The 17,034-nt window shown below is 42.0% G+C and carries 18 protein-coding genes; 10 read left to right on the plus strand and 8 right to left on the minus strand.

Translation table 11 applies throughout. From position 1 onward, the window contains the following. Positions 1 to 42: 42 nt before the first annotated feature. The 9 genes from atpE to H8B19_RS12295 all read left to right on the plus strand — a co-directional run bounded on the left by atpE (position 43) and on the right by H8B19_RS12295 (position 8,966). Positions 43 to 291, plus strand: a complete 249-nt coding sequence (gene atpE / locus H8B19_RS12255; RefSeq protein WP_073318383.1) for a F0F1 ATP synthase subunit C — start codon at positions 43 to 45, stop codon at positions 289 to 291. Between the two features lie 36 nt (positions 292 to 327). Then, positions 328 to 798, plus strand: coding sequence for a F0F1 ATP synthase subunit B (gene atpF / locus H8B19_RS12260; protein WP_186507182.1), 471 nt, complete (start codon positions 328 to 330; stop codon positions 796 to 798). 14 nt (positions 799 to 812) lie between these two features. Continuing rightward, entirely contained in the window at positions 813 to 1,346 is a 534-nt protein-coding gene (gene atpH, locus H8B19_RS12265; protein WP_186507183.1) for a F0F1 ATP synthase subunit delta, read from the plus strand. Positions 1,347 to 1,359: 13 nt separating this feature from the next. Further along, on the plus strand, positions 1,360 to 2,901 hold the full coding sequence (gene atpA / locus H8B19_RS12270; protein ID WP_186507184.1) for a F0F1 ATP synthase subunit alpha: 1,542 nt from the start codon (positions 1,360 to 1,362) through the stop codon (positions 2,899 to 2,901). Positions 2,902 to 2,953: 52 nt separating this feature from the next. After that, positions 2,954 to 3,814 carry a F0F1 ATP synthase subunit gamma gene (gene atpG, locus H8B19_RS12275; protein WP_186507185.1) on the plus strand — a complete coding sequence of 287 codons (861 nt, stop codon included), beginning with the start codon at positions 2,954 to 2,956 and terminating at the stop codon, positions 3,812 to 3,814. Positions 3,815 to 3,844: 30 nt separating this feature from the next. After that, entirely contained in the window at positions 3,845 to 5,230 is a 1,386-nt protein-coding gene (atpD, locus tag H8B19_RS12280; protein ID WP_186507186.1) for a F0F1 ATP synthase subunit beta, read from the plus strand. 21 nt (positions 5,231 to 5,251) lie between these two features. Next, complete coding sequence (locus tag H8B19_RS12285) at positions 5,252 to 5,668, plus strand: F0F1 ATP synthase subunit epsilon (protein WP_186507187.1); 417 nt, start codon at positions 5,252 to 5,254, stop codon at positions 5,666 to 5,668. Positions 5,669 to 5,878: 210 nt separating this feature from the next. Then, a complete protein-coding gene (locus H8B19_RS12290; RefSeq protein ID WP_186507188.1) occupies positions 5,879 to 7,504 on the plus strand; it encodes a methyl-accepting chemotaxis protein in 1,626 nt (541 codons plus the stop codon). A gap of 295 nt (positions 7,505 to 7,799) precedes the next feature. Further along, positions 7,800 to 8,966, plus strand: coding sequence for a LysM peptidoglycan-binding domain-containing protein (locus H8B19_RS12295; protein WP_186507189.1), 1,167 nt, complete (start codon positions 7,800 to 7,802; stop codon positions 8,964 to 8,966). 2 nt (positions 8,967 to 8,968) lie between these two features. Here the strand turns inward: H8B19_RS12295 and H8B19_RS12300 are convergent, their stop codons facing one another. Genes H8B19_RS12300 through H8B19_RS12310 form a run of 3 tightly spaced genes read right to left on the minus strand, consistent with a single transcriptional unit; the run spans position 8,969 to position 12,772 of the window. Continuing rightward, positions 8,969 to 9,865 (minus strand): tetratricopeptide repeat protein, encoded by an 897-nt coding sequence (locus tag H8B19_RS12300; protein ID WP_186507190.1) that lies wholly within the window; start codon positions 9,863 to 9,865, stop codon positions 8,969 to 8,971. Beyond that, positions 9,862 to 10,839, minus strand: coding sequence for a polysaccharide deacetylase family protein (locus H8B19_RS19250; RefSeq protein ID WP_186507191.1), 978 nt, complete (start codon positions 10,837 to 10,839; stop codon positions 9,862 to 9,864). Before H8B19_RS19250 ends, H8B19_RS12300 begins: the two co-directional genes overlap by 4 nt. Continuing rightward, on the minus strand, positions 10,823 to 12,772 hold the full coding sequence (locus H8B19_RS12310) for a protein kinase domain-containing protein (protein ID WP_186507192.1): 1,950 nt from the start codon (positions 12,770 to 12,772) through the stop codon (positions 10,823 to 10,825). The genes H8B19_RS19250 and H8B19_RS12310 overlap by 17 nt, the downstream gene beginning before the upstream one ends. Positions 12,773 to 12,968: 196 nt before the next feature. Here H8B19_RS12310 and H8B19_RS12315 point away from each other — a divergent pair, with 196 nt between their 5' ends. Beyond that, entirely contained in the window at positions 12,969 to 13,760 is a 792-nt protein-coding gene (locus H8B19_RS12315; protein WP_186507193.1) for a PP2C family protein-serine/threonine phosphatase, read from the plus strand. On the opposite strand, the gene H8B19_RS12320 is transcribed toward H8B19_RS12315, so the two are convergent. The 5 genes from H8B19_RS12320 to H8B19_RS12340 all read right to left on the minus strand — a co-directional run bounded on the left by H8B19_RS12320 (position 13,757) and on the right by H8B19_RS12340 (position 17,026). Next, positions 13,757 to 14,542 carry a hypothetical protein gene (locus H8B19_RS12320; protein ID WP_186507194.1) on the minus strand — a complete coding sequence of 262 codons (786 nt, stop codon included), beginning with the start codon at positions 14,540 to 14,542 and terminating at the stop codon, positions 13,757 to 13,759. The two genes, H8B19_RS12315 and H8B19_RS12320, sit on opposite strands and share 4 nt — an antisense overlap. 17 nt (positions 14,543 to 14,559) lie before the next feature. Continuing rightward, positions 14,560 to 15,399, minus strand: coding sequence for a transglutaminase N-terminal domain-containing protein (locus H8B19_RS12325; protein ID WP_186507195.1), 840 nt, complete (start codon positions 15,397 to 15,399; stop codon positions 14,560 to 14,562). Positions 15,400 to 15,470: 71 nt separating this feature from the next. After that, positions 15,471 to 16,004, minus strand: a complete 534-nt coding sequence (locus H8B19_RS12330) for a hypothetical protein (RefSeq protein WP_186507196.1) — start codon at positions 16,002 to 16,004, stop codon at positions 15,471 to 15,473. Continuing rightward, positions 15,914 to 16,327, minus strand: a complete 414-nt coding sequence (locus H8B19_RS12335) for a PAAR-like domain-containing protein (protein ID WP_186507197.1) — start codon at positions 16,325 to 16,327, stop codon at positions 15,914 to 15,916. Before H8B19_RS12335 ends, H8B19_RS12330 begins: the two co-directional genes overlap by 91 nt. A 9-nt stretch (positions 16,328 to 16,336) precedes the next feature. Continuing rightward, on the minus strand, positions 16,337 to 17,026 hold the full coding sequence (locus tag H8B19_RS12340) for a DUF3540 domain-containing protein (RefSeq protein WP_186507198.1): 690 nt from the start codon (positions 17,024 to 17,026) through the stop codon (positions 16,337 to 16,339). Positions 17,027 to 17,034 lie beyond the last annotated feature (8 nt).

Consider the following 17,034-nt stretch of genomic DNA (forward strand, 5'->3'; position numbering starts at 1 on the left):
ATTTTTTTAAACTTTAACTTTAAACTTAGAAGGTGAAAATCAATGGAAATTTTAGGTAATCTTTACATCGCAGTAGGTATCCTGATCGGTTTGTGTGCATTAGGTCCTGCAATCGGTTTTGGTTTGTTAGGTGGTAAATTCCTTGAGTCTGCTGCTCGTCAGCCAGAACTGGCTCCTACCCTGCAAGTTAAAATGTTCATCGTAGCAGGTCTTATCGATGCTATCGCGATGATCGGTGTTGCTATCGCTCTGTTCCTGTTGTTTGTTGAAAGCGCGAAATTTGCCGTTTAATCGACCTTTTAAACAACGAATTGAGGAGGAGCGGGTTTGAATATTAACGCCACTCTACTTGGTGAATTAATCGCATTTATCATATTTGTGTTGTTCTGCATGAAATATGTATGGCCACCAATTATGAATGCGATTGAAGAGCGCCAAAAGAAAATAGCCGATGGCCTGGCCGCTTCAGAACGTGCTGAGAAAGATTTGCAACTGGCTCAAGATGAAGCCGCTGCAAAACTGAAAGAAGCTAAAGCACAAGCTGCTGATATTATTGAGCAAGCTAAAAAGCGTGCGTCTCAGATTGTTGATGAAGAGACTCAACGTGGTCACCAGGAGCGTGAAAAAATCATCGCTCAGGGTCATTCTGAAGTAGAAGCAGAAAGAAATCGTGCCCGTGAAGAATTACGCAAGCAAGTAGCTGATCTAGCTGTTGTTGGTGCTGAGCGTATTTTGGGTCGTCAGATCGATGCTGCAGCACAAAGTGACATAGTTGAAAAACTTGTCGCTGAATTATAAGGGAGTAAGAGCTTATGTCTGAAATGGCAACCATTGCTCGCCCTTACGCTAAAGCTGCGTTTGACCATGCGGTTGAGAATAAGGCTATTGAAGCCTGGCAACAAATGCTGGCGTTCAGCGCTGAAGTTGCTTTGAATGAACAAATAGCAGCTTTGCTGACTGGTTCATTATCAAGTGACAAACTGGCTGAATTATTTGTCGGTGTTTGTGGTGAACAACTTGACCAACATGGCCAAAATTTTATTCGTGTTCTGGCAGAGAACGGACGTTTAGCTGCGTTACCTGAAGTTTTAACACAGTTTAATCAGTTAAAAGCTGACTATGACAAAGAAGTAGATGTTCTAGTGACGTCTGCTGTCGAGCTTTCTGATAAACAGAAACAGGAAATCAGCGTGTCATTGGAAAAACGTCTGACACGAAAAGTTAAGCTGGATTGTAGTGTAGATCCTGAGTTAATTGCCGGCGTCGTGATTAAGGCCGGTGACACTGTGATTGACGGTTCTGTAAGAAGCAAATTAAACCGTCTCTCAGATACGCTACAAGCATAACGGGGAAATGAGGATGCAACTGAATTCCACTGAAATCGCCGAGCTGATCAAAAAACGAATTGAACAGTTTGATGTTGTAAGTGAAGCGCGAAATGAAGGTACTATTGTTGGTGTAACTGACGGTATCATTCGTATTCACGGTCTTGCTGATGTAATGCAAGGCGAAATGATTGAACTTCCTGGCAGTCGCTATGCCATCGCACTTAACCTTGAGCGAGACTCGGTTGGTGCGGTTGTAATGGGCCCATATGCCGATCTGCAGGAAGGTGTAAAAGTTAAATCAACTGGCCGTATTTTAGAAGTGCCAGTTGGGCCTAAATTATTAGGCCGTGTGGTTAACACCCTTGGTGAGCCAATCGATGGTAAAGGTGCTATCGAAGCTGCTGGTTTTGAGCCAGTTGAAAAAATCGCACCGGGCGTAATCGATCGTCAATCGGTAGATCAACCGATTCAGACAGGTTACAAATCAATTGACTCTATGATCCCGGTTGGCCGTGGTCAGCGTGAGTTGGTTATTGGTGACCGTCAAACAGGTAAAACTGCATTAGCCATTGATGCCATCATCAACCAAAAAGGTACTGGCATTAAGTGTGTGTACGTCGCTATCGGTCAGAAAGCGTCTACTATCGCTAACGTAGTACGTAAACTGGAAGAGCATGGTGCGTTAGAAAACACCATTATTGTGGCGGCTAGTGCTTCTGAGTCTGCTGCACTGCAATACTTAGCGCCCTACTCTGGTTGTACTATGGGTGAATACTTCCGTGATCGCGGTGAAGATGCACTTATCGTATACGATGACTTGTCTAAGCAAGCTGTGGCTTATCGTCAGGTTTCATTGTTGTTGCGTCGTCCACCAGGTCGTGAAGCATACCCAGGTGATGTATTCTATTTGCACTCACGTTTATTAGAACGTGCTGCACGCGTAAACGAAATGTATGTTGAGCGTTACACCAACGGTGAAGTAAAAGGTAAAACAGGTTCTTTAACCGCATTACCAATTATTGAAACCCAGGCTGGTGACGTATCTGCATTCGTACCAACCAACGTAATTTCGATTACCGATGGTCAGATCTTCTTAGAAACTGACTTGTTTAACGCAGGTATTCGCCCTGCTGTTAACGCCGGTATTTCGGTATCTCGTGTAGGTGGTGCTGCGCAAACTAAAATCATTAAAAAGCTGGGCGGTGGTATCCGTTTAGCATTGGCTCAATATCGTGAATTAGCAGCATTCTCTCAGTTTGCTTCTGATTTGGATGAAGCGACTCGTGCTCAGTTAGAGCATGGTGAACGTGTAACTGAGCTGATGAAACAAAAGCAATATACCCCGTTATCTGTCGCTGATATGGCTGTATCTTTATTCGCAGTTGAAAAAGGCTATCTGAAAGGTGTTGAACTGAACAAGGTTCTGGACTTTGAAGCGTCTTTACACTCGTTCATGAACGGTGAATACAGCGAGTTAATGAAAACTATTAACAGCACCGGTAACTACAACGACGACATTGAGTCATCTTTGAAAGCTGCTTTAGACAAATTCAAAGAAACTCAAACCTGGTAATCAATCAAAGCGCGAAAGCGCTTTGGTCGTTGAGTAATCGAGGAGATAGTTCATGGCCGGCGGTAAAGAGATAAAAGGCAAGATCGGGAGTATTAAGAATACTCAAAAGATCACCAGCGCAATGGAAATGGTTGCTGCCTCTAAAATGAAGAGAGCGCAGGATCGTATGGCGTCAAGCCGTCCTTATGCTGAAAGCATGCGCGAGGTAATCGGCCATCTTGCTAATGCCAACCTTGAATATCGTCATCCGTATCTTGAAGAACGTGATGTTAAACGCGTGGGTTATATCGTTATTTCAACCGATCGTGGTTTGTGTGGCGGTTTAAATACCAACGAGTTTAAAGCTGTATCTAAAGACGTGAAGAACTGGCAGGAAAAAGATGTTGAAGTATCTTTTGCTGCATTAGGTTCAAAAGCGTGTGCGTTCTTCAGCCGATTCGGTGGTGAAGTGTTGGCGGCAGAGTCTGGTATTGGTGATACACCCAGTGTGAGTGATGTAATTGGCCTGGTACGTGTCATGTTAGATGCTTATGACGAAGGTAAAATTGATCGCTTGTATCTGGTGTTTAACAACTTTGTTAATACCATGTCTCAAGTGCCTAAAATTGAGCAATTATTGCCTCTGCCAAAATCAGATGATGAAAATTTAAAACACCGTTGGGATTACATTTTCGAACCCGATCCAAAACCCATTTTGGATGCTCTAATGGTTCGTTATGTTGAATCTCAGGTTTATCAGGGTGTAGTTGAAAATGCAGCGTCAGAACAAGCTGCACGTATGGTTGCAATGAAAGCCGCTACCGATAATGCGGGCAACCTGATTGATGAACTGCAACTGATTTATAACAAAGCGCGTCAGGCAGCGATTACGCAAGAAATCAGCGAAATCGTTAGCGGTGCCGCTGCGGTGTAGGCAAAGGTTTATAAATTAAGAGGAAAGAACATGAGTCAAGGTAAGGTCGTCCAAATCATTGGCGCCGTTGTGGATATTGAATTTCCACAAGACAAGGTTCCGAGAGTTTATGACGCACTGCGCGTTACAGAAGGCGAACTACAAGGCTTAACCCTTGAAGTTCAGCAGCAATTAGGCGGTGGTGTTGTACGTTCTATCGCACTAGGTACCACAGACGGTTTACGTCGTGGTGTTGCTGTAGACAACACTGGTGAACCCATCACTGTTCCGGTAGGTAAGGCGACTCTGGGTCGTATTATGGACGTGTTGGGTAACCCAATCGATGAAGCGGGTCCAATAGGTGAAGAAGAGCGTATGTCTATTCACCGTGAAGCGCCTTCATATGAAGATCAATCCAGCTCGGTAGAATTGCTGGAAACCGGCATCAAGGTAATCGACTTAGTTTGTCCATTCGCTAAGGGTGGTAAAGTGGGTCTGTTCGGTGGTGCGGGTGTAGGTAAAACCGTAAACATGATGGAACTTATCCGTAACATCGCCATCGAGCACAGTGGTTACTCTGTATTCGCGGGTGTGGGTGAGCGTACTCGTGAAGGTAACGATTTCTATCACGAAATGAACGATTCTAACGTACTGGATAAAGTATCGTTGGTATACGGTCAGATGAACGAGCCACCGGGTAACCGTTTGCGTGTTGCATTAACCGGTTTGACCATGGCGGAAAAATTCCGTGATGAAGGCCGTGACGTTCTGTTCTTTGTAGATAACATCTATCGTTATACCTTAGCAGGTACTGAAGTATCGGCTCTGTTAGGCCGTATGCCATCTGCGGTAGGTTATCAGCCAACTCTGGCTGAAGAAATGGGTGTATTACAAGAGCGTATTACCTCAACAAAGACTGGTTCAATCACATCTATACAAGCGGTATACGTACCTGCGGATGACTTGACTGACCCATCTCCGGCAACCACTTTTGCTCACTTAGACTCAACAGTTACTTTGAGCCGTGATATTGCATCTTTAGGTATTTACCCAGCGGTAGATCCTTTAGCATCTACTTCGCGCCAGCTTGATCCGTTAGTTATTGGTCAGGAACATTATGAAGTCGCACGTGGTGTACAAACGATATTACAACGCTATAAAGAGCTTAAAGATATCATCGCTATCCTGGGTATGGACGAATTATCTGATGAAGATAAATTGGCCGTAACCCGTGCTCGTAAAATTCAGCGTTTCTTGTCACAGCCTTTCTTCGTAGCAGAAGTATTCACCGGTTCTCCTGGTAAATATGTTTCTCTGAAAGACACCATCAGTGGTTTTAAAGGTATCTTAGACGGCGAATACGACGATCTTCCAGAACAAGCCTTCTATATGGTTGGTTCAATTGAAGAAGCCGTAGAAAAAGCCAAAGGTATGTAATCAAACCTTCTGGGGGTTTTTATGGCAGGAATGACAGTACAGCTAGACGTAGTAAGTGCCGAGCAGAAAGTATTTTCTGGGCGCGTAGAAACGATTCAAATCACCGGAAGTGAAGGTGAGCTGGGTATTCACCCAGGTCACGCACCTCTGCTTACTACACTAAAACCGGGAATGGTGCGTTTGGTTAAACAGCACGGCCACGAAGAGTTGATTTATATCGCTGGTGGTGTGCTGGAAGTCCAGCCTGGTAATGTTACTGTACTGGCTGATGTAGCAGTTCGTGCAGAAGAACTGGACGAACAGGCTGCGATCGAAGCCAAGCAACGTGCAGAAGAACATATTGCCAATCCTGGTACTGATTTTGACTATGCTGAAGCAGCAGCTGAACTGGCTGCCGCAGTTGCGCAATTACGTTTGATTAAAAACATGCGTAAGTAAGGTTTAGTTAGATAATTAAAAAACCCGGTTTTTACCGGGTTTTTTATTGCCAAAATAAAATAACTTTCATTTAATCAGCCTTGTTTGATTTTTACTCCGCAAAAAATTTCTGCTTTAAATTAATGACATAGATTAAAAAAATAACTATTTTTATCTATGACGTCGTGTATATAAATCTTTCCGTGACACTATTTAAAAAGTGAAAAACCAATGTTAAACGCATTAACTGTTAAAACCAGACTGGCTGTTATGGCCATCCTGCCTGCTGCTATTTTTATATTGATGTCAGTTATTGTTATTTCCATGCTGACCACCCAGAACCACGGCATACAAAGCCTCTATTCGGATAGGGTGATCCCGCTTAAACAAATTAAATATGTATCAGATAATTATGCGGTCAATATTGTAGATTTGTTGCATAAGTATCGTGCTGGAATGTTAAGTCAATCAGAGGTGTTAAATCGTATTGAGAAAGCGCAGAACAGCGCAGACAAGGAGTGGAACGCTTACCTGTCTACTAAACTAACCCAGCATGAAACTCAGCTTATTCAAAAAGTGAAGCTATATCTGGACCCGGTAGAAAAACTGATAGCAAAATATAAAAAAATGATCAGTGAAGGCACATTGCTTACCTATCCTTCAGGTGAGTTTAACAGGGAAATGTATGGTGCGTTTGATTTACTCAGTGAAAGCTATAACAGCTTGATTGAGTTGCAACAAAGCGAAGCTAAGTTATTCCGTGATCAGTCACGCGATCATTTTGAAGTTACCCAGACAGTTTTGATATCTGCAACCGTTATTGTGCTAATACTGATGTTGGCTATTGCTTATATTATTTACCAGTCAATCCATCGTCCACTGATAAAACTTCAGGGCACAATTGTTGAAATTGAACAAAGTACTAATTTGACTCTGCGTGTTGATGTGGAGGGTAACGATGAATTTTCTACAACCGCTTCTGCATTCAACAGTATGTTGGAGCGTATCCACAAGCTGGTTACTGACGTGTCTCAGGCAACCGTTACTCTGGCATCTGCTGCAGAAGAAATGAACGCTATCAGCACTCAGGTAGCCAGCACGGCTACCGAGCAAGAGCACCAAAATACCATGATCGCTACTGCAATAACTGAAATGAGCGCAGCTATACAGGAGGTAGCAAATAATGCACTGCAAACATCGCAACGGGCGTCTGAAGCAGATAAACAAGCAGAACTGGGACAAACAAAAGTTAAACAGAATATTCAGTCAATCAGTGATTTATCTTCTGTCGTTAACGAAAGCAGTGATGTTATTCAGCAACTAAATAATCAGGCAAATGAAATTAATCAGGTAGTACAATTAATTCAGAGTGTCGCTGAACAAACTAATTTACTTGCACTAAATGCGGCTATTGAAGCAGCACGAGCCGGTGATTCTGGTCGAGGTTTTGCGGTTGTAGCAGATGAAGTAAGACAGCTCGCTCACAATACCCAAAAAGCCACCGAATCAATAAGTGATATGATTGGAAAACTGCAAGTATCAGCCAAACAGTCAGTAGATTCTATGAGCCGCGCTCAGGAGCGTGCTACTGAAAGTGTTGGTCACGCCGAGGATTCGTCAACTGTATTAGCAGATATTATTCGGGCTATGTCTGAAATAGCTGATATGAATGCACAGGTTTCTACTGCAACGGAAGAGCAGACGATGGTGGCCAACGAGATCAGTGAGAATGTTAATGAATTTAGTATTAGTATTGGTAGTGTGACTGAAAGCTCTCAACAGAATGCTCAGGCCAGCAGTGAACTAGCTAACTTAGCAGAGAAACTGCAGCAACAGGTTAGATCATTTGTAATCTGATTATGGTCTAAAAAAACAAGCTTAGTTATTTCTTATTTTTGGGGCTGATAGTTCAGGCAAGGTTTACGGGGCACGCTAATTTTGGCGTTCGCCATTTATTCAAGTAAGTGATCTAAGGTTGTCATGTCCTAAAATACGTTGATATTCAGAGCCCGGTTAATCCGGAATTTTTTATGCCTTAAATTTATCACTGCTGGTTAAATCGAAAACATAGAAACTAAAAAATATTATGTTATAGTCATTTATTGCTTAATATTTGTACATTAACTATTGATTTTGCTGCAGGATATACATCATGTTTCTAAGGGATCTGGGACTCAAAAGTACTTGTCTTGGTTTAATGCTGGTATTAACCACAGCATGTGTTTCTACCGGTGGTGACAGTTCTTCGTCTACATCTTCTAAAACCAATTCAACAAAAATATATAAGGCACAACCTGGATTAAGCGCCCGGGAGCGTTTTGTTAAAGCTTTAGAACATTTGGAAAATGGTGAAGAAGGGCAGGCAAAAGCCGAAATTAATGCATATCTACTTGCAGTACCTAAAAGTACTCGTGCACGTATTTTACTTGATCAGATTGAACAGGACATATCGAATTATTTCCCGAAAGAATCCTTTGACGTAAAGCTTACCTCAGGTGAAAGTTTATCTACGCTCGCTAAAAAATACCTTGGTTCACCATTAAAGTTTTACGCACTCGCCAAATATAACGATATTGATAATGCCAGCAAAGTCAATATTGGCCAGACAATACGTATTCCAAAAACATCGCAGGCAATAGAAGTTAAAGATGGCATTAGTAGTGTCAAAGTCCGCAAACCAAAACCATTTACTGATGTTGTTAAGCAAACCGAAAAAGTTAACAAAGATAAACCTATAGCTAACACGACAGAATCAGATCTAAACACTGCGGAAATTAACTCGGAACTATTAAACCCTGCTGATGAAATCGCTAATGAATTAAGCGAAGAAGATGTGATCGATAAAATTAATCAGGCGTTGGATAGTCGTAATTTTGATGTTGCTTATGACTTGTTAAATCAGCTTAAGGAATTTGGTTCGTTAACATTGATTACCCGGCCACTAGCGGTGCAAACTCTGGAAGGAAAAGCTGATAAAGACAAAGAAACGAATCCGGTTACAGCGGCGAATTTGTTAACTGAGGCAGGTGAGTTAAATAGTGTGGATAACAAATCACTGGCTGCATTTAAGGATTATCGGACGGCACATAATCTTGATGCTGACAACCTTCAAGCGACAGAACAATATGCGATGCTACAAAAGCAGTTAGCTGATAAATACCACAGGGAAGCGTCATCGGCATTCCGTCGTCAGGAATTAGATGATGCTATCGAAAAGTGGAACATTGTTTTGGATGTTGACCCCAATCACCCCAGCGCCAAGCTTTATCGTGAACAGGCACTGGAATTGAAAGCACGCCTGGAAAAAATTAAAAATTAGGCTCAGTGATTTCGGCGGATTTTTAGTAAATTGGACTGAATTTTTTCTGCACGTTTCAGTTGTTGCTGGGCTTTGTAATGTGTGGGGTCTAAATTTATAGCTTGTTTAAAAAAGACAATTGCCTGAGCAATGTTGGATTTAAATAATAATAGACCTTGTTTATATGCATGCTCTGCTTTATCTGATTTTATGCGATTTATTTTGGCTATATTCTGCTTTTTACTCAGTGAAGTCTCAATTAAGAGGCTTTTTTGCAACAGAGTCAGGGCGTTGTCTGTTTGGCCGTTAGCTGCAGCCTGATTTGCCAGTTCTGTAAGTGCAATATAGCTGTTGTCCTGCGCTAACTGACTATCAGGAACTCTTTTGATGTAATCACTTGAAAGTGTCAGCAGTTCTGAGAAGTTCTTTTGTTTAATTGCATTTTTCGCCTTGGTTGCATATTTATTTTGTGCAATAGACTTATTGGCTTTGTTTTGTACCTGATTAAAATATTCTTTTATCGCTTTTGTTTTTTGCCTGGCTGCTGTTAATGACTGTTGCCACTGAATTTGTCTTAGTGCATCCAAAGCCAGATGATTCGAGGGTTCCAATGCCAGTAATTTTAAATAATGAGTTTTATATTTTTCACTAGGGTTAGCCGGTAATCTGGATTTTAAATAGGCCGATTTTTGTTTTATTTTATTGTGCAGGTTTTGCATATTCTGCTGATATTCTGGATTATTGTTATCGAGATGAGTCAGTATCTTCCATTGCAGCCAGGCATCATAAAACCTGCCCTGCTTTTCCAAATCATCAGCCAGAGAAACCCTGTTTAGTTCAGATGTCTGATTGTCTAGTCTGTTACTACTACAAGCCGCAAGAGCAAATACTAATAACAGTAAGCTTAATAAACGCATCATTTTAAATTTTGGTACTCGTAGTGCTTGAGGTTTCGGCTAAACCGTTCTAATGAATCTCCACCATAGATCATGGTGCGATTTAACAAATAGGGAGAGGCAAAATTTGCGTTACCCCCTTTTTTAACGGTAAAGGCCAATTGATAGTGATTTGCCTGTAGCAACTCTATTAACTGTGGACTGGTATTGCCATAGGGGTATGCAAAGAAGCTGGAACGACGACCGATTCGTTTCTCAAAAATATCGTCAGTTTCCACAACTTCACTATGTAGACGTCGTTGATAATGTTGACCTGTTTCACCTTTTGGATCCGGCTGCAGGCTGTCATGTGTTTTTGAATGAGACTGGATATTGACCAAAGGATCTAGCTTGAGCTTTCTAATTTCATCCCAGTCCAGAGCCAGACCTGCTCCGACAAACTCCGGGTAAACAAACAGAGTTGAACTAAATTGGTGTTTTTTAAGAATAGGATAAGCTACATCCAGATAGCTGCGGTACCCATCATCAACAGTAATAACTACGCTTTTTTCTGGTAGTTCTCTTTGCCCTTGCAAAAATTCAAATAGTTGCTGCAAATTAATAACCTGATAGTCATTATCAGCCAAAAAATTCATCTGTTGACTGAATTCTTTCGCCGATACAACCATTTTGCTGATGTCGTTGTGATCTTGAGTAAACTGGTGATAACAGAGGATGGTGATAAGCTGGTAACCATTGCTGAACACGGCCGATGGATAAAAATTTTTTTGTGGAACGGCAATAACACTACCCGATGTTATATCTATGTCCGGATTATACCGTTTAAGCACGGATGCCCATTGTGCGTTGCCCATGTAATCCTGCGCGATGCTCTGCCAACTGGAATGACTACCGGCTTTAACAAAAATAAAATCGTCGTCGCTTTTTACAAACGTTGCACGATTACTGCTGCAGGCTGTTAGTACTAATAAAGCGAAATAACTAGCTACTCTTTTCACCTGACTCCGACTCTTTTTTTGTTATCACTTTGGATTGTTTAGCCTGTTTGGTTACGGCTGTTTTAATTTTTGCCGAACTGGATGCAATGATGGTGGCATCGTTATCTGACTCAGGCGTTGGTTTTACCGGTTTTTTAGATGCTGTCTTAGCGTTTTTATTTTCCGGTGTTTGTTTATTGTCATCGATATTTTTTGTCTCGGTAGGTGATTTTACCAAGCTACTGGCTAACACAGTTTCATCACCCGACAGGCTTTCATCCAACCCGATGGGGTTAGTTGTAATCTCTTCATTCATTGAATCTTCGCTGGAACGGGTATCATCATTGGAGTGCTGACTATCGGGATGTAATACCAGCTGAATTTTGCTTGCCATCATATTAAAGCGGTCAAATAGTTCGCCTATTTCATCATTGCGGGTCAATGATACACGGCTATCGTAATCGCCATCAGCAAAAGCGGATATATTCTGACCCAGAATCTTTAACGGTTTCGCCAGCAATCCACCAAATATAAATAACACTACAGCAACTGAACTGACTGTAATTAATGCGAGCAAAAACATTAACCAGCCGGTAACGCTTTTTACCTCGTCCAGGCTGTCTTGTGACAAGCCCAGTATGATTTGTCCGACGTTGGTGCTCTGAAATAAAATGGGTGCTGATATATTAAATACTGCGCTACCATTTTCGAGCATTAGACTACTGGTGTGGATATTATCTTTGTCACTAATGATTTCTTCTTCTTCAGGTGGCTGATAAGGTTTACCCACCAACCTGGTGTCGCTAGCCCCTCTTACAATACCTTTCCTATCAGTAACAATAAGATAACTAAAGGTATCGCGACTACTTGCTTCACTGATAAAGGTCTCCAGTGTAATCCAGTCTTCGCTTAACAGGGGAATAGCGGTTTCTGTGGCAATAAACTTGGCAAAAGATGAACCGGAATCGACGGCCTGCTGAGTCATGGTTTTGGACTGGATATTAAAAATAACACTTACCGTAATTAACATCAGCACCGATACAATGGCAGCCATGTAAATTGCCCAGCGGATTTTTAATGGCACATATTTTTGTTTGCGTTGTTCCGCTTCCTGTTCACGTAACGAACTTAGTTCTTTGGCGAGGGCTGAGGCAAGTTCTCCGCCTGTTTGGAAACGTTTATTGGGTTTTTTATTCAATAGTTTCAGAATTATCTGGCGCAAACCCGCTGGAATGTTGGGACAAAAATCCTGAATTGGCGCAGGTTGCTTTTGGGTGATCTGTGTCATCAAAGTGCCAATATTTGATGCATCAAAAGCTTTTTTTCCTGTCAGCATCTCATACATGATTGCGCCAACCGAGAATAAGTCAGAACGGCCATCCGCTTCTTCTCCTAAAGCTTGTTCTGGTGACATGTAGCGAGGTGTGCCAAGTACTGAGCCAACCTGGGTTTTTTGCGCTTCTTCAGCTTCGCTTATTCGGGCAATGCCAAAGTCGGCCACTTTTATGGTTTCGCCATCGGGTAAAACGATAATGTTGTCGGGTTTTATATCGCGATGAACAATACCCATTTTATGTGCGTAATCGAGGGATTTGGCCAGTTGAATGCCAATGATCAGGGTTTCTGTAACACTCAGTTTGTGTTTTTCATTTAACGTTTCGCCTAAATCTTTTCCCTCAAGTAATTCCATCATGATGTAGGGCGATTTTTCTATTTTGCCCACATCGAATACAGTCACAATATTAGAATGCGACAACGCGCCTGCAGCTTTGGCTTCGCGCATAAAACGTGATAGATATTCTTCGTCTACACAATGATCATCTTTGAGTATTTTAAATGCGACCGAACGGTCTATTTCAGGATCGTAAGCGCGGTAAACGCTGGCCATCGCTCCTTCACCAATCAACTCTTTGATTTCGTAACGGCCAATGGTTTGATTGAGAATATCAGCCACGCACAGACTCCTTTCTATCGTAACGGCAAATAAAAATTTGCACTTTTGGCTAAAAAATAATCAAATTGAGTCTACCTACAAAAACTGTTTCACGCAAAAACAATTGTTGCCTTAAAAAGAACAATTAAGCTGAATAAGATTGTTGGCGTAATATTCAGTAGGTTTTTGTTAAAACCTAAAATCAGGGAAGCTCAGTATGCTAAACAGCAAGTGGCGTTCGGCAGCACAAACGGATATAGGTACTGTCAGGAAAATTAATGAAGACGCATTGCTAGATGCTTCTTCGGTAGGAATGTGGTGTGTAGCTGATGGCATGGGCGGACATCAAAAAGGTGATGTTGCCAGTCAGATGATTATTGAACATTTGCAACGTTTGGCTAATTCCCAGGAATATCCTTTGGATATTGAGTTGATTAAGCAGCAATTAATCCTGGTAAACAGAAATTTGCAGGAACTGGCAAATGAATTACCTGAATCGACAGTGATAGGCAGTACGGTCGTAGTGTTGCTGTTTGAACATCAGAAAGTTCATTGCATCTGGGCAGGTGATTCTCGTATATATCGTCTGCGTGATAAACAGTTAACCCGTTTAACCCGTGACCATAGTCAGGTAGAGGAATTAGTTGAAGCAGGGTTGCTAAGTGCGGCTGAGGCAGAAACCCATCCCGCAGCCAATGTGATTACCAGAGCTGTAGGTGCACATGAAGAGCTTAATTTGGATGTGGTGACCGCCCCATTGTTACCTGGAGATAGTTTTTTACTGTGTAGCGATGGCTTAAATAAAGTTATGTCTGATAGTGAAATCACCCAGTTTTTAATTAGCAATAGTTTGGATACTTTACCCTCATTACTGATTCAAACGGCGATCGCTCGAAGAGCCAGAGATAATGTGTCTGTTGTTATTGTTGATTACCAGTCTCAAAAATCAGAGGGTGGTAAAAATAATCCTGACTTTTCAATGGATGATACGTTACCGCTAATGCGTTAGCTAAGTTGAATACAATGTACTTCTGCATCCGCTGTTTCCGGATGGTCACCAATAATGATATTGCTGGGAAATCCTTTTACTTTTATGTAATAGGCTTGTTGATCTGACACGGTATTTTTTAACGCACAGGCCACATATTCATCGCCGTTAATTTCCAACTCAATACCATTCATGGGATATTCGTTTACGGTTTTATCCGGAAGTTGTCCACGTTGTCCCACAGCCTGAAACAGGATTTCACCCTGTCCTTTAGGAATACCGAACATCGCACCCTGCCAGTTTGCCGATTGCTGTTCTGGTCCTAATTCGAACCATTGTCCAATGGCGGACTGGGCAATCATATTAACATGTACACCTGTTTCCAGTTGATTTTTAGTATTTGAATATGCCCCCGCTACTACTTTTGCAGCCCAGCCAGGACCGGATGTTAAAACCGTAAAATTATGACAAAGCGGTGGTAATGAAATGGATTGCTGATCCTGTGCGTTAAATACAAATACTGGCAACGCCGGTTTATTGATACTTAAGTTCAGGCTAATCAGTGATAATGCGTAACGAACAGAAGGCTGGGCGAATTGCTCGGGTGTTCCGCCTATTAGCCAAATATCAGGTTCTGCACATAAATGTTCGGCAAGCTCAGTCCAGGCGCATTTTTCCAGATCATCAATAAAAGGAGCACCACTTACTAGCAGTCCAACAGATTGCAAATCACGCAGTGTTTGTTGTAATACAGGATCTTCCTGCTCTGATAACCAGCTTATCCATATTTTTTTAGCAGACATGTGTTTTCCTTTTTAAGTTAGCCTGTTTTAGTAAGTAAATGTTCAATGGTGACAGAAACCTGTAAAAATTGGCCTACAGCAATGTGAGCGTCACCTCTAATCGGGATGACATCTGTGTAGTCAAATCCTCTCGCCAACGAAATATACCTGTCATCTACCCAGCAATTATTAGTTGGATCAATATCACACCATATATTGTCATTTAAATTAACCGATACCCAGGCATGAGAGGCTGGTTGGGTCACAGTACCATCTGATAAGGTTTCGCCTGTATACAGATATCCACTCACGTAATGCGCCTCAACGTTATAGGTACGTAATATCGCGAGCATGACTCTGGCAAAGTCCTGACAAACACCTAATCGAATCTCGAATAGGGTAGTTAAAGAGGTATGTATGTCGGTTGCATGCAGGCAATATTTAAATTCCTGATGAATCCGGCTGCACAGGCGTTCGACTTTGACCTTCACAGGTAGCTCTGCTTGCATAATATCGGCTGCAAACTGTTGGCATAGTTGTTTTATTAGGAGAGTTTCTTTGGCGGGTAATTGGCTTTTCCAATTCTGTTTAGGCGTCGATTTAAAAGAATATTCGCCATAACTTATTGATGTTGCACGTGAAACACTGGTTATTTGCAGCGCGGCTGTTTTGCGTTTTACCGATATTTTTGTGAGATGGTTACCAAAACGGTCTTGTGATGTTGAACAGCTGGCGCTGGGAGGCTGACAGATCAACTTGTGATAATGGCATTGTTGACCGTTGATCTCATATGGGGTTAAACAGGCAACCAGGATTAACCCATCCACATCCTGTTCAAAATCATAGCGAGTGTTGTGTGTTATCTGGTAGTTGCCCACTTGAGCACCCGGTTACCATTAATTTTACCTGCCATCGATATATTCTCCTGTGGGATAAATTAAATCAGGGGTTAGCTCCGAATACCTACTTCCCTAAATACCGTTTTGGCAAACTTTTTGTAGCCAGGCGTACACTTATGCACAACGAACACAATTTGACCATTTTTATCAACAAGATGCAGAACGCCAATGACACCGTGATTGATGGTTTTTGCTATGTCCGGCCATGAATATCGCGATACTTTGTTATGTAGCTGAAGACTGAAACCGTTGTCGTCATGTTCGAGTTTGGCGGGAATATATTTAATTACAGGTAAAAGTACCCAGCACAAATATCCAGCTAAGCCGGCCATAAAAATTATTGGGCAGGCATTGAGCAGGTTTTCAGTTAGCCATATTCTATATGCGCAATAAACCAGCAGAACCGTAAGGCCCGGAACAAAGACGGTTGTTAGCAAATAAAATATAATCTGTAACCAATATGGATTGTAAACCACGATGTTGCCTTCTTTTGCTAGCTCATTACTGTAACTTTCATCTGCGATGGAACAGAGTGAATACCCGCTGGGGAATTGGCATTGCTGCCATTGTGGCCAATCATGCATGTATGATAGACCACATTTTTTCCTTCAACCTTGACCTTCGTGCTGAATTTTGTTGCTTTAGCCGGGCCTTTAATCATATTTGATACCACTCCACCGACGGAACCCGCCTCATCTCCGGATGTCATGCTTACCTGAGTATCTTTGGTAATAACTGCCTGATTCAATATTTTAACTTTTTTACTGCAGGTTCCAGGGTTGGCTTGAGTAAAGCTCGCCATATTGGGGTATGGAATTGGAATGGGCGGCGCCGGTGGCGCAGGTGTTTTACACACATCCGGCATTGCGATACTCATTCCACCACCTTTGGTTGTTATCGGAAACATGACTTTGTCCTATCCAAGATTTATTTTTTCGCCATCTATACGAACTTCCTTATCGGCTTTTTCAATTAGCCTTTGGCCTTTAATATGATATGTACCATCAACCACAGTTCGCATACGACCCGCCTTTATTTGATGTAGATTATCAACCTGACGGTATACATTCGCGGCCTTCTCTATAATTCGTCCGACCGTACTATTAATTTTTCCGAGCAGTAATTTGGTTTTTTCAATGGTAACCCCCAACCGCAGACCCTGATAACTGGTATCCAGTATCTTGATATTCCCCTTTGCAGCCGACAGGTCAAACTGCTGGCTATTCATAGTTATTTCTCCAGCTGCATCAAGATGAATTCCGCCCTGTTCAGAACGGAGTTTCAGATCACCCTGAGCGACCGTTAATATAGTATTTTGTGTACCTGCTTCCTGGCGCAAATGGAAAGATGTTGTTGTTGGAGTTGTGGATGGAAACAAGCCGATAATATAGCCGGACTGGTCATTTTCTCCGGCTACAAGAACTTTATCACCGGATTGAGGTAATGGTTGATTACCCATAGCAAAACTTGTCCATATATCAATGGCGTTATTTTTATGCGGAATTGATACCCGTATCCGACTTGCATCAACCACCTCAGTCACATTGCCAACTCTGACAAAATTCTGCAGGTGATTCAGATTTTCCGGAGCGATTGATGTCAACATAATATCTG

Origin of the sequence: Neptunicella marina, assembly GCF_014270035.1 — a bacterium.
GTDB classification, from domain to species: Bacteria; Pseudomonadota; Gammaproteobacteria; order Enterobacterales; family Alteromonadaceae; genus Neptunicella; species Neptunicella marina.